9 protein-coding genes are annotated in these 20,056 nt (G+C 56.3%); 3 read left to right on the top strand and 6 right to left on the bottom strand.

Annotated elements, in window-relative coordinates; all coding sequences use genetic code 11:
• Positions 1-217 precede the first annotated feature (217 nt).
• The gene (locus J2I47_RS23595) at positions 218-1,570 is read right to left on the bottom strand and encodes an MATE family efflux transporter (protein ID WP_207367079.1); all 1,353 of its coding nucleotides are present in this window, start codon (positions 1,568-1,570) and stop codon (positions 218-220) included.
• A gap of 167 nt (positions 1,571-1,737) precedes the next feature.
• Between J2I47_RS23595 and J2I47_RS23590 the strand changes: the two genes are divergently transcribed.
• Together J2I47_RS23590 and murA are read left to right on the top strand one after the other, a co-directional pair.
• Complete coding sequence (locus J2I47_RS23590) at positions 1,738-2,493, top strand: DUF4290 domain-containing protein (protein WP_207367078.1); 756 nt, start codon at positions 1,738-1,740, stop codon at positions 2,491-2,493.
• Between the two features lie 106 nt (positions 2,494-2,599).
• Positions 2,600-3,898 (top strand): UDP-N-acetylglucosamine 1-carboxyvinyltransferase, encoded by a 1,299-nt coding sequence (murA, locus tag J2I47_RS23585; protein WP_207367077.1) that lies wholly within the window; start codon positions 2,600-2,602, stop codon positions 3,896-3,898.
• A gap of 17 nt (positions 3,899-3,915) precedes the next feature.
• Here the strand turns inward: murA and J2I47_RS23580 are convergent, their stop codons facing one another.
• The 5 genes from J2I47_RS23580 to J2I47_RS23560 all read right to left on the bottom strand — a co-directional run bounded on the left by J2I47_RS23580 (position 3,916) and on the right by J2I47_RS23560 (position 15,808).
• Entirely contained in the window at positions 3,916-5,718 is a 1,803-nt protein-coding gene (locus tag J2I47_RS23580; protein ID WP_310587727.1) for a CRTAC1 family protein, read from the bottom strand.
• 165 nt (positions 5,719-5,883) lie between these two features.
• A complete protein-coding gene (locus tag J2I47_RS23575; RefSeq protein ID WP_207367076.1) occupies positions 5,884-7,215 on the bottom strand; it encodes a vanadium-dependent haloperoxidase in 1,332 nt (443 codons plus the stop codon).
• A gap of 6 nt (positions 7,216-7,221) precedes the next feature.
• Complete coding sequence (locus J2I47_RS23570) at positions 7,222-10,617, bottom strand: VCBS repeat-containing protein (RefSeq protein ID WP_207367075.1); 3,396 nt, start codon at positions 10,615-10,617, stop codon at positions 7,222-7,224.
• Between the two features lie 132 nt (positions 10,618-10,749).
• A complete protein-coding gene (locus J2I47_RS23565; protein ID WP_207367074.1) occupies positions 10,750-12,627 on the bottom strand; it encodes a RagB/SusD family nutrient uptake outer membrane protein in 1,878 nt (625 codons plus the stop codon).
• A 13-nt stretch (positions 12,628-12,640) separates the two neighbouring features.
• The gene (locus J2I47_RS23560) at positions 12,641-15,808 is read right to left on the bottom strand and encodes a SusC/RagA family TonB-linked outer membrane protein (RefSeq protein ID WP_310587726.1); all 3,168 of its coding nucleotides are present in this window, start codon (positions 15,806-15,808) and stop codon (positions 12,641-12,643) included.
• A 380-nt stretch (positions 15,809-16,188) separates the two neighbouring features.
• Here J2I47_RS23560 and J2I47_RS23555 point away from each other — a divergent pair, with 380 nt between their 5' ends.
• Positions 16,189-19,998 (top strand): T9SS type A sorting domain-containing protein, encoded by a 3,810-nt coding sequence (locus J2I47_RS23555; RefSeq protein WP_207367072.1) that lies wholly within the window; start codon positions 16,189-16,191, stop codon positions 19,996-19,998.
• Positions 19,999-20,056 lie beyond the last annotated feature (58 nt).

Genomic DNA, 20,056 nt, shown 5'->3' with positions numbered 1-20,056 from the left:
ATCGCTTGGCTCCAGCCGAGTGATGGTTATTTGAGGGCCTCCGGCCCGTAGTGCGACCTTGAATCATGTTGGCCTAACAGTTCTAAAGTCAACCTACGGGCCAGAGGCCCTCAGATACCCGTCACTCGGCTGGAGCCAAGCGACAACGATGACAACGACAATAACGACGATAACGGCAAGCCGAGAGCACTCAGCCACTCTTTCGCGCTTTCACCACTCACTCTTTCACCCTTTCTGCCAACTGGAAAAACCGCACTGTTAGTAATACTGCCGCCACGCTGAGGCCCACCAGGAGACCGAGCCATACCCCCACGGCGTCGTAGCCAAAGGTAAAACCAAGCAGATAGCTGGTAGGCAGGGCCACGAGCCAATAAGAAAACAGGGTAATTAGCGTGGGTACGTTCACGTCGGAAAGGCCGCGCAGGGTGCCAATGCCTACTGCCTGAATGCCGTCGGAGAGTTGGAAAAAGCCCGCCAGAAAGACCAGCGTAGCCGCAATACGGATCACGTCGGCGGTCCCGCGTCCGGGTGCATCGCTGATATAAAGATTAACCAGCGTAGTGTTGAACAAGATAAACACCAGTCCGGCTGTACCCATCAGCATAGCCGACAATAGAAACGCTGCCAGCCCAGCCCGCCGAACCCCATCGCGGTCGCCGCGGCCCAACGCCGCCCCCACCCGGATAGCTGCCGCCGACGAAATGCCCGTAGCCATCATATAGGTGCTCGAGGCCATGTTAATGGCAATTTGGTGCGCCGCCAGCCGGTCGGCACCGAGCCAGCCGATGATGACCATGGCGGCGGTGAAGAGGGCTATTTCGAAGAAAAACGTCAGCCCGCTGGGTAATCCCAGACGCAGAATATCGCGCACGAACTCCCTGACGGGTAACGCCGAAAAGGCTGGCTGCACATACTCCCGAAACAGACCCGACCGGTGAATATAGGTCAGCATCGCCACCGCCATAAACACGCGAGACAGCAGCGTAGCCACCGCCGACCCCTGCACGCCGAGCTTCGGAAATGGACCGATCCCCAAAATAAAGAGGTAGTTGAACAGGGCATTGAGTGCCAGCGCGGCAATGGTGATGGTCATGGACACCCGCGGAAAACGCAGGCCGTCGCCCAGTTGGCGGGCGGCAATAAACACAAACAACGGCACGTTGGAGGCGCTGAGAATCAGCATAAACGGCCGGGCAATGGCGTTGACCTCAGCGGTTTGACCTAGCCAGTCGAAGTTCAGCGCTACCACAGCGACCACCAGCCCCAGGGCCAGACTCAGCAGCAGTGCCACCCGTAACCCCGCCCGGTACAACTGGTTGATTTTGGCGGCATTGTTTCGCCCGCCCGCCTGCGCCACCAGCGCCGCCACCACCGGCAGCCCGCCAATGCCAATGCTCGACAGCAGGAACGACATGGAGTTGGCCAGCCCCGCCGCGCCCAGTGGCACCGCCCCCAGCAGCCGCCCCACGAAGAGATTATCCGTCAACCCCATCAGCGTGGTGCTGAGTTGGGCAATCACGATGGGTATACTCAATCGAAGGGTATCAGTCAGGTTGGCGCGGAGGGTCATGAAGAAAGCAGGAAAGGAAGAATGGAGAAAAGGAGGAGGGGGAAGGGTACCGGGCTGCAAAGGTAGACAGTCCCTTTCCTCCCCTTCTTCCCCCTCCTCCTTTTCTCCATTCTTCCTTTCCTCCCTTTTTCCCTACCTTTGTTTTTTACAGTTAAGCCACTCATCGCTTGAAAGAATACGGCAGTAGTATCCAGAAGATGGTTAATTACCTGTTGACCATCGAAGACCGGACCACGCGCACCCGTCAGGCGCACATCCTGGTCGAACTGATGCGGCAACTTCATCCAGCCATGAAAGACGGGCAGGACTACTATAATAAACTCTGGGATGACCTCTACATCATGTCCGGGTTTAAGCTCGACGTAGACAGCCCTTATCCGCCACCTTCACCCGATGTGCTGGGGAAGAAACCTCAAAAGGTTGGCTATCAATACCATAACCTGAAATATAAGCACTTCGGGCAGAACATTAATCTGCTTATCGACCGGGCGTTCAACACCGAAGATGCCGACGAACGGCGTGGGTTTGTGTCGTACCTGGTTCGGCTAATGCGCACCTTCTACACGGCCTGGAATAAGGAAAATGTAGAAGACGAAACCATCTACCAAAGCATACTCGACATATCGAAAGGCAAGCTGGCCCCGGATATTGCCCTTATCCGTAGTGAGGGACTGGTAGAGAGTTCGCCTATTGAACGCGCCGATGAACAGCCGCAACGCATCACGGCGCAGAAAAACAACCGGTTTAGCAACAACTACGGCCAACAGCGCAACCGGCAGGACCGCAACAACGGCGGCGGCAATAACAACCGTTCCCAGTTCCGGGGTGGCAACAATGCCAATAACAACAACCGCAACCCATTCCGGGGCGGCGGAAACAACCCCGGCAACGGCGGCGGTAACAACCGGCGGCGGGGACGTTGAAAAGTAATGTACAATGTATAATGAACAATGTACAATGCCTTCGCCGGGCTAATTCATTGTCGCTGAGCATTGTACATTGTTCATTATACATTGTACATTCAAAAAAATGGCTTCTTTTAAAATAACGGGTGGTCGGCGGCTGTCGGGCGAATTAGTGCCGCAGGGGGCCAAAAACGAGGCATTGCAGATTCTGTGTGCCGTTTTGCTGACCAAAGAACCCGTCACCATTCACAACATCCCGAATATCCGCGACGTCAACCAACTCATCGACCTGCTGGGCGACATGGGCGTTTGGGTCACCAAAATCGGTGAAGGGTCATACCGGTTTGTAGCGTCGGATGTGAACCTGGACTACCTCGACACGCCCGCCTACAAGAGTAAAGCGGCGGCCCTGCGGGGTTCGGTGATGCTGCTGGGACCGATGCTGGCGCGGTATAAAAAAGGCCGCATTCCACGCCCCGGTGGCGACAAAATCGGCCGTCGCCGACTGGATACGCACTTTCTGGGTTTCGAAAAGCTCGGTGCTACATTCCATTACGACGGTGATTTTTACCGCGTTGAAGGCGACCAGCTTAAGGGTGCCTATATGCTGCTGGACGAAGCATCGGTGACGGGTACGGCCAACGTGCTTATGGCTGCGGTTATGGCCGAAGGCACCACCACGATCTACAACGCCGCCTGCGAACCGTACCTTCAGCAACTGAGCAAGATGCTCAACCGCATGGGGGCCAAAATTTCGGGCGTCGGCTCGAACATGCTCATTATTGAGGGCGTATCGGAACTGCACGGAACGGACCACACCATGCTGCCCGACATGATCGAGATCGGCTCGTTTATTGGCCTGGCAGCCATGACACAGTCGGAAGTGACGATCAAAAACTGCCGCATTCCGGAGCTGGGCATCATTCCCGACGTGTTCAAACGGCTGGGTATCCAGATGGAATTCCGGGGCGATGATATTCACATCCCCTCGCAGGAATTGTACCAGATCGAAACGTTTCTGGATGGCGGCATGATGACCGTAGCTGATTCTCCCTGGCCCGGTTTCACCCCCGATTTGCTCAGCATCGTGCTCGTCACGGCCATTCAGGCCAGCGGTACGGTACTCATTCACCAGAAAATGTTTGAAAGCCGCCTGTTCTTTGTGGATAAACTTATCGAAATGGGCGCGCAGATCATCCTGTGCGATCCCCACCGCGCCACAGTGGTTGGGTTGGGTCGGCACATGCAACTACGCGGCATCCGCATGTCATCACCCGACATCCGGGCGGGGGTATCATTGCTCATCGCGGCACTGTCGGCCAACGGCACCAGCATCATCGACAACATTGAACAGATCGACCGCGGTTACCAACACATCGACACCCGCCTGAATGCCATCGGCGCCGAGATTGTGCGGTTGTAGGGTTTACGGATAAAATTTTACGGGCGCGGCTGAGCAATCGGTCGCGCCCGTTTTTGTAGTAGCAAGACGATGAGGCCGGTTGTTGCCAGGCCTAACAGAAACCAGATCCAGGGTGATGTATGGGCTTTGGGCACTTCGGTAATCGTGAGCAATGCATTGATTTTCTGGTTGGTCAGCACCTGCCGGTTGCCGCCCGTCCAGGTCACAATGATCGAATCGACAACGGTGGCCGCGCCCAGACCGAAATGGGCAATGGTAGAGCTTTGCGAGATGTGGCTCGACGCGCCGCCGTCTATTTCGCGGATCATATGCCGACCACCCGCCACCACCTCAATGCGTGAGCCAATGCCGTGCATTTCGGCCTCCAGGCCGTGTAGGGTCACTTTCAGCCAGTTACCATGGGCGGCATCGTTGCGATACAGGTGCGTGACAGAAGCCGTTGGGTACGACAGCACGGGTTTCTGATTCACCACCAGCAAATCCAGATCACCGTCATTGTCGTAATCAAACACCACCGACCCTCGGCCAATGCCGTAGTCGTTCAGGCCCATCGCGCGGGCATTGTCGGTGAAGTGGCCGCTGTTGTTGTCGAAATAGAAGTCGGCCATGGGTACGCAGTTAGGGTTCAGATCGCCGTTGGCAACAAACAGGTCCAGGTCGCCGTCATGGTCAAAATCGGCAAAGTTGGCACCCCAGCTAATGGCAAAATTCATCAGCCCTGCCTGCTGTGTCTGGTTGGCAAACGGCTTACCTGCCCCCCCGTTGACCATGAACTGGTTGAACCGGATGTTGGTGAAATAGTAGTCCATCCAGCCATCGTTGTTGTAGTCACCCACGGCGGTACCCATCGAGTTAATGCCCAGGTCCATCTTCCGGGCTTCGGCCACGTCCACGAATTTTTTCGACGAATACTGATTCTCCAGCAGCAGGTTTGGCGTGCGTTTATACCCAAAATCGTGGTTGATGATCAGGTCCTGATCACCGTCGTTGTCCATATCGGTAAAGACGCCGCCGAAACCAAACCCCTTGTATGTCAGGCCATAATCGTCGTAAGCGTCTACAAACGACTTGCCTTTTTGATTAATCAGCAAATATCCCTTGGCAATCTGGTTGGCCCCCACTACGGTGGCGTCGTTGATTACGCTCAGTTCGCCCCGAAACTCCTGGAAGTAATTGCCCACGTACAGGTCGGGATAACCATCGGCGTTGACGTCGCCGAAACTGGCGCCGGTACTGAAAGATTGTAGTTGGTCCAACCCGTACTCCCTGGTGGCGTCGCGAAAGATCGGTCCGCCGTTGCGGCTGTTGCCGTTGTTCAGGTACAGCAGGTTCATGGCGCGGGGAATGGACGGTCCGCCGCGCGGCTGCCGTTTGTTTTTGGTGGTAATGGTGGTGATAAACAAATCCACCCAGCCATCGCGGTTCACGTCGGCGGCGGTGACTCCCTGCGTGACGAAATTGCGGGTACCGGTCAGGCCCGATTTGGCGTAGACGTTGGTAAACGTTGTTTTCCTGCCAGTACCGTTACGGTTGTTGTGGTAGAGTATGTCATCATTCATGCCGCCGGTTAGGAAGACGTCCTCGTAACCGTCATTATCGAAGTCGAGCACGCAGGCACCACCACCAAACATCCCCTCAAACACCCGAAACTGATGGTTGATGCCCGCCGCCTGCGTCACGTCGATAAATGGGGTTTGCGCTTTGGTAAGGGTCGTGAAAAGGCACAGGATTGTGAGTAATCGTTTCAGGTGCATATACGGTGGGGGGTGCAGGAAGTGAGGTGGCTGGTGCGCTGGTGTGTTGAAAACTAGAGTAGCCACGCGTTGGTCGGCTACGCGAGTCGTGCCCTTCGACAGGCTCAGGGTGACACAGAACTTGAATCAAGCTCACTGAGCTGCTTTAGATAGGCTGTCACCCTGAGCCTGTCGAAGGGCATGACTCGCGTAGCCGACCAACGCGTAGCCAAACTCATCAACAACACGCTATTACTTTTTCCAATTCAACGCATTGACAGCCAATCCAATAGCATCACCTTTTGCCAAGCCCGCCTGGTTATCCTGCGGGGTGTGGATGCCCCCGTAAAACCGCGAATCGGCGATTTCCTGGGCGGCCTCGCGGAACGAATGAAACTGTCGGGGTTTGAAGTCGGTATGGCGCAGGCGGTCGGGTTTGCGGCCTGCGTGGGCACTATCGGTAAAGGCAAACGCGGGGCCGTACAGGTCGGTGAGCACGGTGGCGGCGGCACCGGCCTGTATGGCGTGGCCCGACGGAAAAGCGGGGAAAGGTGGGTCGGGCCAAAACGATTCCCACTGCTGGTCAATGTGTTGCGGCACAAAGGTGTTGGGGCGTTCGGTGAAAAACTGAAACTTCCATTTCCAGCAATTGATAAACGCATCGGCCACGGCCATGCCTACGCGGGCGTAGGTTTCGGCACAACGAATTAGGCTTGGTTTCGCTTGTCTGACCGCCAGCGTAGCCAGGTAGTATGAGTGGCCGGGCGGCGTGAAGGTCTCGTCGGGGTCGTCGCTCCACCAGATGGCAATTTCCTTTTCGGTCTGGGTAAGCGTTTGCTGTTTGTGGTAAACCTGCAAAAACTGCTTGAAATAGGGTGATCCTTTGTCAGTGCTGTAGGGAATGAGCGTCGGCGGGGCCAACTGGGCATCCTGCGCTAAAAAAGGTCGGTTTTGGCCCCAGTGCGGATGCAGCGGATAATGGCTGAATGATTGCGCGTAGAGTGGTGGTTTCCAGCAGCCAAGGTGCGCCGGGTACGTCATTGTCTTGTCGAAATTCCGCAGGTAACCCCGGTGCCCACCATCCGTTTTCGACCAGTCGAAGATGCGTTCGGCCACCGCCCGACCATAGGCAACAGACCGATTAACCACCTCACTATCAACAGTATCTGCCATTTGATGCGCAACCAGTTGCTCCAGTGAATCAACGCGCTGTTTGTTGGCGTCGGACGTTTGGTTATAGAGTCGTTTCAGGATGCGGGCCTGCCCGGCATTCAGTGCCAGTAGCCAGTGATAGGTTTTCCCCGGTTCAGGCTGAGGCAGGCTCTTGAGGCCATTCAGTTGCCCCGCCAGCGACCGATAATCGGGATATCCTGGCACAACAGACTCATACATGGTGAGGCCGATGTAGCCCAGACACCGCGAGGCGTAAGTAGGCGTGTTGGCGGGGGTAGTTTTCGTAAGCCAGAGGGTCATGTCGGCCCAGGCCGTTGCCACCCCAACGTCGGACAGGGGTGGCCTATCAGACTGACAGCCAACAGCCAGCAACAGTCCCAGCAAGAGCAACAAACCCGATAATGGCTTCATGGTCAGCTACTTTTTGAGTTTATAAGCTACCATTTTTCGCTCATTAATGCCAAACAGCAGCAGGTCATTCAGTTGTGTCACACTGCGCACATCGCCGGTCAGGCCAAAGCCCGACTGCGGCTGCTCCACATAGCTAAACCCACCCCGACCGTCGCCGCGAAGCAGCACACCGTAGTTGGCATCCATCTTACCCAGCCTGATTTTAACGTGGCTATCGTTGCCGCAAAGAAGCACGTCCTGCCGCCCGTCGTGGTCAGCGTCAAGGAGCGTGATCGTATGAACGGGGGCATACTGCGCCTGCACCGGCAACGTACCCAACGTGTACCGGCCCGACGGGTTGCTTAAAAAACAAGTAGTTTGCAGGTGGTTTGCTTTCAGATGACCCGCCGCCGACAGGGTTTCGCTGTCAAATACCTGCTTCACCGTCGCGTCGGCGTAGCTCGCGTAGGTGGGGTAGCGGGTGCGGTAGCCGCCAATCTGGTTCAGCAGTTCGTCGCGGGTGAGGAACAAATGACTTTTGCCCTGTATATAGCAGCACAGAATGGGTTCGACAGTGCCGTTTTTGTCGAAATCAGCAAAATAAAGGTCAGTCGGCTGACTGGGGCTGGCCCGCACCTGCGAGTTCTCGCCCCAGTTACCCACCAGCAGGTCGGGTTTCTTGTCGCCGTTGACATCACCAACGGTAATCTTATTCCACCAGCCCACGTAGGCTTTACCCAAAAGGGCGTTGGTTTTGTTGACGAACCGCCCGCCCGCCTGACCAAAAATTGATACTGGCATCCATTCACCCGCCACCACCAGTTCGGCTTTTCCATTGCCGTCCATATCTACCCATGCGGCATCGGTAACCATGCCTACTCGCTGTAAATCAGGCGCTAACTGAGCTGTTTGATCGGTGAATTTTCCCTTTCCATCGTTAACAAGCAGGTAGCTCGCGGGCGTTTCTGGATAACTACCCGGCACCACGCGGCCACCCACAAACAAATCGGGATGACCGTCGGCATTTGCATCACCCACCGCCACGCAGCCCTTGCTGGTGGGCATGGGGGGCAGCGCGTCGGGGCTTTTGGAGAAATGGCCTTTGCCGTCGTTGAGGTACAACCGGTCCTGTAGCCGGGGATCGGTAGCGGCCAGGTTGTGGTAGCCGCCACTGGCCACGTAGAGGTCCGTAGAGCCGTCGCCGTTGGCATCGAAAAAGGCCGCAGCGGCATCGTGCGCGGCCTTATCGGCGTCAAACGCGGGTACAGATTGGCGGGCAAACCGGCCACCTTTCTGTTGCAGGTACAGCCCCGCCGACTGGCCCATGGCGCCCCCCACAAACAGGTCGGGCAGGCCGTCGGCGTTTACATCACCCACGGCCTGACAGGGACCGTTGTGCGACAGTTCACGGGTGAGCAGGGGCTGCCGGTCGAAGTCATTAATCGCCTGAACCGGGTCAGCATAGTCGACGGGCGAGGGTACCTGCGTGAAAAAAGCGGCTGGCGTTGCTGGTCGGGTTCGCCCATCGGTAGCCTGCTTTTCGTTCACGTCAATCACCTGGTTAGCCTTCACCTGGCGCAGGGTTTGCCGCTTGCCCGCCGCCCAGGTCACCACCACCGAGTCGACAGTGGCCGCGCTGCCCAAACCGAACTGCATCACCGGCGATACCGACGATAGATACCCTCGCGTCAGGGTCTGCATCTGGCTCTGTTGCAGCCCGTTGGCAAACACGTTTACCCTGGTGCCGATGCCCTGCGTATTGCCCGCTGCCCCTGTCAACCGGACCTGTAGAAAGTGCCGTTGCGAACTTTTTTCGGCGTCGTTGCGGTACACAAACGCGGGCTGATTAATGTTGTTGACCAGCAGATCCAGGTCACCGTCGTTGTCCAGGTCGGCATAGGCAGCCCCGTTACTGTTCGAAGGTGTGTTTATGCCCCACGACTGCGTCCGGTTCGCGAACGAGGCCCCTTTCTGGTTCTGAAACACATAGTTGACCACGTTCGAGGCGGGCATGTGGCCAATGATCTCCAATACGTCTTCGCGCTGCAGCCGACCTTTGCGCTGGGCATAGTCGTCCATGTATTTGATAAAATCCAGGTTGGTGTAATCGCGGAAATAGCCATTCGTCACGAAAAGGTCTTTCCAGCCGTCGTTGTCAAAATCGGCTAGTAGTGCCGCCCAACTCCAGTCGGTATTGGACACGCCCGCCAACTGGCCCACTTCGGAAAACAGAGGGATTGACGTGCCCTCCCCTGTCTTTCCTGCGTTCAGTTGCAGCATGTTCCGCATGTACTGGTAATAGAACCCACTCCGCACGTTGAGGTCGAACTTGGCGAAATTGTCGGGGGCTAACAGCAATTTCTGCCGGTGGTTGTCTTCGGGCAGCATGTCGAGCGTGAAGATATCGGCCCGCCCGTCGTTGTTCACGTCGGCCACGTCGTTGCCCATCGAAAACTGGCTGGTGTGCCCCAGGCTGCGTTGTACCTCATTGCGAAACGTGCCGTTCTGCTGGTTGATGTAGAGGTAGTCGGGCACGGCATAGTCGTTGGAGACGTAGAAATCGAGCCAGCCATCGTCGTTCACATCGGCAATCCCCAACCCCAGGCCGTAGCTCAGCGCCGACCCGTTTACGCCTGCCTGCTGGGTCACGTCGGCAAAGTGCCCGGCAGTTTGTTTCAGCACGCGTAACCCCCGTTCAGGATCATCAAGCCGTAGCATCTCTGCCGTGCTGGCTTCGTTCAGGATGGGCAGGTTTTTGGGGTTATGGTTCAGCAGCAGCATGTCCAGGTCACCGTCACGGTCATAATCCAGGAAATAAGCCTGATTACTAAAACCGGGGTGGTCCAGACCGTAGGTGGCCGCCTGATCCACAAAATGAGGTACGCCGCCAGTGTCATTACCCTGGTTGACAAAGAGTTGGTTGGTGCGTTTTTCGGGAGGCAACGCGCCCGAATAACACACGTAGAGGTCCAGCTTACCATCGGCATTGATGTCGACAGTGGTTACGCCAGTTTTCCAGGGTCCGGATCGTCCGCCTGCGCCCGACGCCTCGGTCACGTCCTGAAACTGGATGGATTCGCCTGACTTGTGGCCCTTGTTGAGATACAGTTTATTGTCGCTCAGGTTGGCGGTGAAGTAGGCATCGATCCAGCCATCGCCGTTGAAATCGCCGGTAGCTACCCCGCCGCCATTGTAGAAATATTCGTACAGCAGAATGTTGGTGTTCAACCCTTCGGTAAGGGTGTTCTGAAAACCAATACCCGTTTGTTCGGCAGATAATGCGGTGAAGAGAGGCGGTCCATCGGGCAATGAACTGCCGGGTAAGGTATCATCGCCGGTTTCGGGTTTGTCCTGGCAGGCTAGCAAGCTTGCCAACACGCAAAGCGTCGAAACCAGACGCATTAATTTAAACGGGAAGGGCATAGTACAAGAAAAAAAGACGCTACCCCCCAATATCGGGAAATAGCGTCTTCTAAAGAAAAAGAGTTTTCTGTTTTCCGTTGCTTCGCGACGGATCACTAAACGAGCGAAACAACAGAAAACAGTAAACTTCCTTTAATATCCCGGATTTTGAATCAGCTTGGTATTGCGCTTCATCTCATCACGGCTGATGGGGCGGTAGTACATCTTGTCTTTCCACACACGGGTTTCGTTTTCAGTATTGTTCACGACCGTGTAGGTGTACGTGTACTTCGACTTGTCATACTTATAAGGCTTGTTTGCCGTAGCCCCCGCCTTCAGCTTCGCATCAACGTTGATGGCTTTAATACCCCGGCCCACCGTTTTTTCGGGAATGAGCCAGCGCCGGGCGTCGTGGTAACGGTGCTCTTCGTAGGCAAGCTCAATCCGCCGTTCGTTTTGGTAACGGGCTTTCAATGCGGCACCGGCGTCAGCAACGGCGGGCATCCCCGCCCGGAACCGAATTTTGTTCAGCCACTGCTTGGCCGACGCTTCGTCGCCGGTTTCGATAGCTGCCTCAACGTAGTTCAGCACAACCTCGGTGTAGCGAATAAACGGCCACGGCACCACCTGCGCGCTCGACTGGTTGTCGGCCACACCAGGGTCAGCGTCAATAAACTTACGGGTGTAGTAGTGCGTACGGCTACCGTTCCAGTTTTCTACTGCCGACTCGCGGGTGTCAATACCATTGATCTTACCACCGCTGCCATCGTCGTAATAACCCGTTTGTACCTGGTTGACCGGATCGAGCGTTGCCACGTCCGACGGGCGGGGCTTCCAGGTGGCTCCGTCATACAAAACCGTTGAGTAGAAGCGCGGGTCACGGTTGGCATAGGGGTCGGCTTTGTGTTCGGCTTTTGTCCAGTCAAACTTCGACCCGTCCATCATCTCGTAATCATCCACCAGGTTCTGGATCGGCGTATTACCCGCCCAGTTGTGGTAGCCGTTCGGGCCGTTGTTAATGCCGTAGTGGATACCACCGAGCGGCCAGTTGTCCTCCTGCGTATACAAGGCGGTGTGCGTCCGTTGCAGAATCAGTTCAACTGCCGCGCTGGGGTCGGCCGCCGCACTCTTACCGCCCATGGCAATAGCGTTGTAATTTGCTCTACCTTCAGCCGCCGACACAGGTGCGGCCAGGTTCAGCTTGTAGCCCGCACCAGCGTCCAGTACGGCCTTTGCCGCTGTTTTGGCCGCCTGCCAGCGGGCAGCCCGGTCGCCAGATGGGTAGGCAATCAGGTCCAGGTTGGCATAACTGCCCAGATCGCCCCCTTTGGCCTTGACCGTTGGGCCGTCGTGCGAATCGCTGGCGGCGTAGAGTAACACACGTGATTTCAGGGCCAGGGCAGCCAGTTTCGATACGCGTCCATCGGCTATTTTTTTGCCATCGAGCAACGTAGCGGCTTTATCCAGATCGGCCACAATAAACTTAATGCAGTCGTCGAACGTGCTCCGGGCCACACTATAATCTTCGTTCAGGCCGTAGGGCTTGCTGATGAGCGGCACCCCGCCATAGAACCGTACTAGCTGATGGTAATAATAAGCCCTCAGAAAATACGATTCGCCCAGTAGCTGATCTTTCAGCACTTTGTCTGTAAAGGTGGCTGTGGGCAGTTTCTCCAGGGCTACGTTCGCTTCACGAATGGCCAGATACATGCGGCCCCACTCATAGGTAGGGCTGATCCAGGCCATGGTGCCGGGCGTTTCGGCTCCTTCGGTAAAGGAGTTGATGTTGCGGCCCGCGTGGGTAAACATGGCCTCGTCGGTGTAGGCCGCCAGCGCCTGCTCTTCAAAACCGCCATACCCCAAAAAGGAATACACGTTAAACACAAACGCTTCAGACAGCGGTCCATCGGACCAGACGGCATCGCTCGAAATTTTGTCCAGTGGTTTGGTGTTCAGGAACTCATCCTTGCAGGACAGCCCCAGTGCCATGCTCAGCGACAGCACACCAATTGACAGAAGAATACGTTTCATATCTGTATGTTGTTTAAAATGAGAGACTTACACCTGTGTTAATCACGCGTGACTGTGGGTAGAAAACCCCACCCTGTGCGGTGGCTTCCGGATCGTAAACCTTCATTTTGTCGATGGTGAACAGGTTCAGGCCATTCACGTATACCCGCACGTTGCTCAGGCCCGTGCGCTGAACCAGACGCGCAGGAATGGTGTAGCCCAGTTCCAGATTTTTCAGGCGGATATAGTCTTTGCTGAACAGGTAATACGTGTTGTTGCCGAAGTTGCCACCCGTGAAATATGTGTCGCCGCGACTGGCCAGGCGGGGGTCTACGCTGCTGGGGTTGTCGATAGACCAGCGGTGGTCGTAGCTGTATTTCAGGAAGTTGCCAATATCACCCGATTCGGTCTGAATGCGCAGGGCGGCACCGGTAGCCCCCTGAAAGAGGATGTTCAGGTCAAAACCCCGGAAACGCAAATCCAGCGTTGCGCCGAAGTTGAGGGTTGGCGTAAGGCTCTTGTCCAGCCGAACAGCATCGTCAGCGGTAATCTTTCCATCACCGTTTACGTCCTCAAACTTCATGTCGCCAGGAATCAACTTCGACGTTACGCCGCTGTAGTCTACCTTGTTGGCATCGATCTCGGCGGCATCACGGAACACCCCGGCGGATTTGTAGGCGAGGTAGGCACCAATGGGTTTACCCTCCTGCAACTGATAGTCGGGGGCACCGGGCACTTCGTCCATAAACACAACCTTGTTCTGCGCATAGCCACCGTTGATGCCCGCCCGGAATTGCAGCGGACCAGCCGCCTTGCCGTTGTACATCAGCGTGAACTCGAAGCCCCGGTTATCAACCCGCCCGGCGTTGACGGGTGGTAACAGCGAGTTAATTCCTGATGAAGCCGGCGTTGACCCCGTCTTCTGAATCAGGATCTGATCGCGCTTATTGTAGAAATATTCCAGCGTCAGGTCCAGCCGGTTGTTGAACAAACCAGCGTCGACACCGAAGTTGAAGTTGTTGGCCCGCTCCCAGGTGAAGTTGGGATTTGCCAGCACCGTCTCGTTCAGCGTAGTCACCACGGCACTGTTGATGGGGTACTGCCCAAACCCGAACGTTTGCAGGTAAGCGTACTCCTGCAACTGGTTGTTGTAGAACACCTGGTCGTTGCCCATCTGCCCGTACGAGGCCCGGAGCTTCATGTAGTTGACCGCCGGGAGCTTGAAGAAACTCTCGTTCGAGATGTTCCAGCCCAGCAGCAGACCGGGGAAGAACCCGAACCGTTTGGCCTGCGGGAAGATGTAGGAGCCATCGTAGCGGAACAGCACTTCGGCCAGGTACTTCTCTTTGAAGTTGTATTGCACCCGGCCATAATAGCCCAAGCGCGCCCGCTCATAGGCACTACCACCCGTATTTTGCTGTAGCGAACCACCCGCAAACAACTGGTCGACCGCCGACGAGATATAGTTGCGGCGGAAAGCGAGGAAGTTGTCGCCCTGGAAGTTTTCTTTCGTCACGCCTCCCATCAGGTTCAGGGAGTGACCGCCCGGCAGTTGTTTGTCGTAGTTCAGAATGGCCGTCAGGTTCGTGTTCAGAATTGACCCATACGTCTGCGTCAGACGCGGGTCTTTGAAGTTCGACCGGATGGCCCCTTCCAGCTTGGGCGTCACGCCGTCGGCTTCAAAGGTTTTCTTGTCCCAGTAATACAGCGACCAGGGCGTTTGCCAGGTTTTGGTGGTGGTGCTGGTTCTGTCAACGGCACCCGACAGCGTCAACCTCAGCCCTTTCACCCACGGGTTCGTGATGTCGATGCTGGCGTTCGTTTGTAGGTAATCCGTTGGGTTGTCCGTGTAGCCCGTGGCGTTGGTGGTGATCACGTACGGGTTCTGTCCGTTTTCAATATCGGGGCCGGGCAGGCCATTGGGCCATACTTCCGGCTCGGTAGGCCGCCCGCGCATCAGCATCCGGAAAATAGCACCGGCACTTTCGGTGGGGTAACGCCGCGTTTCACGCCGGGCCATAATACCCAGATTGGCACTGATGTAGGGCGTGATTTTGGCGTCCAGATTCATCCGAAAATTGTACTGCTGGTAACTGGTTGCCGAGTTCTTGTAATAGCCATCCTGGTTCACGTAGCCCAGCGAGGCCATGTACTTGACGTTGTCGGTTCCGCCCAGCAGTTGCAGATTATGGCGCGACTGGGGCGACCACGTTTTAAACGCATCGCCAAACCAGTCGGTGTTTGGGTAGCGCCAGGGGTCTGAACCGTCGGCAAACTTTTTAACGGCTTCCGGGCTGTAGTTGGCACTCAGCGGACTAACACCCGGCGTGGGCGACGTGTAGGCACCAGTGGTTTGAATGCTCTTCCAGGCCGCTGCCCACTCGCCCGACGGAATGGTTTTATAGATCGGCAGTTCATTCATGATGTTGGCATACTCAAACGCATTGGCCATTTGGGGCACCCGCGTTGGCTGCGCAAAACCCTGATTGAAGTCGTAGGAAATGGTGGGCTTGCCGGTCTTGCCCCGTTTGGTCGTAATCAGGATGGCCCCGTTGGCTGCCCGCGCCCCATAAATGGCCGCCGAGGCGTCTTTCAGCACCGAAATGCTCTCGATGTCGCGCGGCGACAAACGCCCTAACCCGCCATCGCGATCCGGAATACCGTCGATCACCACCAGCGGGCTGCTGTTGCCCAGCGTATTGGTACCCCGAATGCGGAGCAAGGCACCGTCATTGCCCGGTTCGCCGCTCTGCTGAATCACCACCAAACCCGGCAGGCGGCCCGCCAGCGAATTGGTCATGTCTACGGCGGGCGATTTAATCAGCTTGTCGCCTTGCACCGCCGCTACGGCTCCCGTCAACGTCGCTTTTTTCTGCGTGCCATACGCCACCACAATCACTTCGTCGAGCGTGGCGGTGCCGGGTTGCAGCGACACATTGAGGGTTGTTTCGGTGCCCACAGTCACCTCCTGTGCTTTGTAGCCAACGAACGAAAATACCAGTATTGATCTGGTACTCCGCACGTTGATCGTAAACTGCCCGTCGCCATTGGTGTTGGCACCGTTGGTTGTGCCCTTTTCCACCACGCTGACACCAGGCAGTGTAGCCCCCGATTCATCCGTTACTCTGCCTTTGATGGTGATATCAACCGGCCTTGCCGATAGCGGCAGTGTACATACGACAGCAAAAACCAGAAGTGCCAACCAATGAAGCAGAGGTCGTCCTCTCCCATTGATTGACAATCCACAGCAAGTAGTAACTTGAGGTAGATTTTTCATAGGTGCATTAGAGTTTTATAGTTAAGTATTAACCGAGCATAAGCCCGACTATTTACATAAAATAACTAAGAAAAGTACTGTAAATTTTATTTTTCACTAAAAACCGGGCGATACATCTGCTGTCTTGTCTGCATAATTTATGTTTACTTTATGAACTATTTCGTATATATGGGCGTGTACTCCGGCAGTTGCGCATACAGTGGATGATTGCTGTCAGCGCCCATTACGGTTAATCAATTTGATTTAGTTGCCAACTAAAATGGGTTACATTGCCTGCCCACACCCTGACCTCTCCCATCAACCCTATGAAGAATCGTATACTGTTTTGGCTGCTGATCAGCATGGCCTGTGCGGCGAATGCACAGGCCCAGAAAAGGCCCTATCAACTCTTGATGACCGACCCCAACGTGCGGTACGTCGACGTTAAAAAAGCGTTCGAGAAAGAGCATGCGGCAGAAGAAAAAGCCCAGGAAAAAGCTATTCGTAGAGCATTACGCAAAGGACTGCCCGAACCAGAATTTGAGGAGAATGAAGACGAGGCCAAGTTCTATCGCTGGGAGCAGTGGATGCTCCGACATCTGGGTCCCGACGGTCGTTTCGACCCCGCCCGCGAACCGCAGGAACTGGCTCGTTTTGCTAAAAGTCAGCCGGTAGCACAGGCCGTACAACCGGCTAATGCCCGGCGTGCCAACCCCCGCTGGAAAGAGCTAGGGCCATTTTTGACCCAAACCACGGCCACCGGCAACAACAGCAACTACCTCTACGGCTATAACGTGGGGCGGCTGGGGGCCGTGGCCTTCCACCCCACCGACGCCAACACGATCTACACCATTGCCACAGGCCGGGGCGGCAGCAATGCCGGGGGAATCTGGCGCACCACTGACGCGGGGCAGACCTGGACGCCCCTCTTCGACGAGGGCAAAAACATGGTGTTGACCGACATAGCCGTTTCGTCCAAAAACCCACAGACGATCTACGCGACGGGCAACTACTTCGGCACTTCGACCAACGATGTTGGGGCCAGTGGCTACGGCGTGTTTAAATCGACCAATGGTGGGGCGAACTGGGCATTTACGTCGTTCAAACTACAATACGAAACCAACGCCACGGGCAGCAAAGCGGGCGTACCCCGTGCCACCAACATCATCATTGATCCCGTCGATGACCAGCACCTGATTGCCCTCTGCTCACGCGCCATCATGTACTCGACCGATGGCGGGCAGGTGTGGCAAAAATCCGTTAGCTCCACCGTTGACAGGCTGGCCGACTACTGGGACGTGGAGTTCAAACCCAACGACCCTTCGGTAGTCTACGTAGGCGGTTCGGGGAAAGATCAGGTTTTGCGCTCGACCGATGGCGGCAGGACATTTACGCAACTCGTTCTGCCCGATGCCGTTGAGGTGGGCACGGTGGGTCGCGTAGAACTGGCCGTGTCGGCGGCGGCACCCGATTTTCTGTACCTGCTCACCACCATGGGTACCGAGCGCCACGGGGGGCTGTACCGCCTCAACACCGCCACCAACGACCTGCGCGTGATGGTAGCCAGGGGTAAAAACTTCGCCACCAGCCAGCAAACCCGCGACGACACTCAGTTATACTATTGCCTCACGATGAATGTGTCGCCCGCCGACACCAACGAAATTCACGTCGGTATGGTCCCGCTTATGTCAAGCCACGACGGGGGCAAAAGCTGGGAATACCGCCATGGCTGGGCCACCAACCGGACGGGCGACGTGCACTCCGACGTGAGCAGTATTGAGTTTCAGCCTGGCACCAACCGCCTGTTTGTCACCTCCGACGGGGGGCTGAGTGGAGCCACGGGCAAGAAAGGGGCGGCCTTTCGATTCTACAACAACATCGCTGTATCGCAGATTTATTTCGTAGCGCAATCGGCGAGCATGTCAGACCGGATGGTGATTGGCTTGCAGGATAACGGCACCAAACTGTTTAACGGCACTGAATGGCAGCAGGTGGGCGGCGGTGATGGCATCAGCTGCCTTATCGACGATACCAACCCAAACGTGTTCTACGTAACGTCGCAAAATGGTTACCTGCTCCGTACCGCCAATGGCTTGCAGAACTACATTACCCCCAGCGGCGTCACAGCGGACAACACCAGTTTCTTCAGCCCGCTTGACTACCATCAGGCCACAAAAACGCTGTTTCTAGGCTCGAATAGCCTTTGGCGGAAAGATGAAAGCAGCTACTCGTCTACTTGGGAAAAGGTTTACACTTTCGACGATAAGGAAATTATTCAGGATGTTTGGGTGGCACCGTCCGACGTAAAAACGATGTACGTGCGGACCTATCAGTTCAAAAATTCGGTCAATAACTACCGGGTGTATGCCTCAACAGATGGCGGTGCTAACTGGGAGAAACTGCTCGGCGACGGCTTCGACGGTTATGTAACGGCCCTGGTCATCCACCCCGCCGACGCCAAAACGCTGTGGGCCTGCCGCTACGACGTGACTGATTTTTATTACTACATCATGAAGTCGGCCGATGGTGGGCATACCTGGACCAAAGTAAATGCCAACCTCCCCCGCCTTGCCAGCAACGCAATGGCCTATCAGGAAGGCACCGACGACGGGCTGTATGTAGCACTGGATCAAGGAGTTTACTACAAAGACAACGGTATGTCGCAGTGGATTCGGCACGGCACGGCTTTGCCCAACGCCCCCGTTTATGACCTGCGCCTCGACTATACCGGGGGCAAAGTGAAAGCCGCCACGCAGGGCCGGGGCGTGTGGGAGGCCGACCTCGCCGTGCCTGTGGGTCAGGTGTCAGCGCTGGCTACCAACCGGACTGAGGTATGCGCCGGGGCAACAGTAGGCATTAGTTTTCAGATCTCGAAAGGCACCAGTGGCGCTAATAATTACAGCGTTCAACTCTCCGATGCCGTCGGGTCATTCGCGGCTCCGCAGACCCTCACCACCGTCACGGCAACGGCGGCATCAGTAACCATTCCGGCTAGTCAGTCGGCGGGGAAGGGCTATCTGATTCGGGTGTTGCGCAACAACAACATCGCCACCGCCGACACCTCCGCCGCGTTTTCGGTGCTGACCTTACCCGTCGCTCAGCTTAATGGCCCTGCCGAGGTTGTTTTTGGTCAGCCCGCCAGCCTGACTATTGCGTTTGGTGGTTCCGGTCCGTGGGCGTATAGCCTCAATGGCGACAGCCTGCGCACCGCGACAACCAGCCCCGTTGTGCGGTCGGTGGCACTTACTAAGGGGACTTCCTATTCGCTTACCAGCCTCAGCAACGTGTGTGGCAACGGCACCGCCACAGGTAGTGTGCGGGTAGTGGTCATTCCTACCCTGGCTATTTCGGGTTTTACCACATCGGCTGTTTGTGCCGGGCAAACGGGGTCGCTGTCTGCTGTGCAGGGTGGTTCGTTCAACGGGTCAACGGGCTATGTGGTGCAGCTCTCCGATGCCACGGGCAACTTTTCGGCCCCGCTGACGGTAGGAACGGGTAGCCAGAGTCCCCTCTCGTTTTCCATTGCCGAAACCCAGAGCGCGGGCAGTGGCTACCGGCTGCGGCTGGTGGGCAACACCGCCGAACGGGTAGAGACCACGCCCGGATCAGCCTTCGCCATCAACGTAAAACCCACGGCTACCCTGGCGGCGGTGGGCGATTCGAGCATTCTGCAAACCAGCACAGCCCGCCTTCGGCTCACCTTCACGGGCACAGCTCCGTTTCAATACACACTTACCAACGGCACGTCGGGCACGGCCAGCGCCACTACCGACGAGTTGACCGTGAAACCGGACCAAACTACCACCTACGCCATAGCGACAGTAGCCAACGGATGTGGCATTGGCACGGTGTCGGGAAAGCAAACCATCACGGTCATTCCCCTGCTGGCCGTTGACCCCAGCAAAGGCCCGGTTGTAACGCTGTTGCCCAATCCGGCGAGCGAAACCGTGCGGGTAGAAACCAGCCTGACCGGCCCCCACGACGTGATTTTGTATGATGTACTTGGCCGCGAACGCCTCCGCCGCCCCTTCCAGCAACAGGCCGACGTAAGCCTGCAATCGCTAACCAAAGGCCTCTACGTCTACCGCATCATCACCCCCAAAGGCGCGGTGGAAGGGCGGTTGTTAGTGGAGTGATTTACGAATTACGAGGTACGAATTACGATTGTTGCTTTCGCCAGAGCGATCCTACTTT

The organism is Fibrella rubiginis, from assembly GCF_017353185.1.
In the GTDB taxonomy this organism is placed as follows: domain Bacteria; phylum Bacteroidota; class Bacteroidia; order Cytophagales; family Spirosomataceae; genus Fibrella; species Fibrella rubiginis.
Note: the sequence above shows the minus strand (reverse complement) of the source record. Positions and strands in the feature narration are given on the sequence as shown.

Excerpts from the sequence above, each read along its gene's own strand:
- J2I47_RS23595 (WP_207367079.1), bottom strand. The coding sequence starts at position 1,570 with ATGACCCTCCGCGCCAACCTGACTGATACCCTTCGATTGAGTATACCC.
- murA (WP_207367077.1), top strand. The coding sequence starts at position 2,600 with ATGGCTTCTTTTAAAATAACGGGTGGTCGGCGGCTGTCGGGCGAATTA.
- J2I47_RS23575 (WP_207367076.1), bottom strand. The coding sequence starts at position 7,215 with ATGAAGCCATTATCGGGTTTGTTGCTCTTGCTGGGACTGTTGCTGGCT.
- J2I47_RS23570 (WP_207367075.1), bottom strand. The coding sequence starts at position 10,617 with ATGCCCTTCCCGTTTAAATTAATGCGTCTGGTTTCGACGCTTTGCGTG.
- J2I47_RS23565 (WP_207367074.1), bottom strand. The coding sequence starts at position 12,627 with ATGAAACGTATTCTTCTGTCAATTGGTGTGCTGTCGCTGAGCATGGCA.
- J2I47_RS23555 (WP_207367072.1), top strand. The coding sequence starts at position 16,189 with ATGAAGAATCGTATACTGTTTTGGCTGCTGATCAGCATGGCCTGTGCG.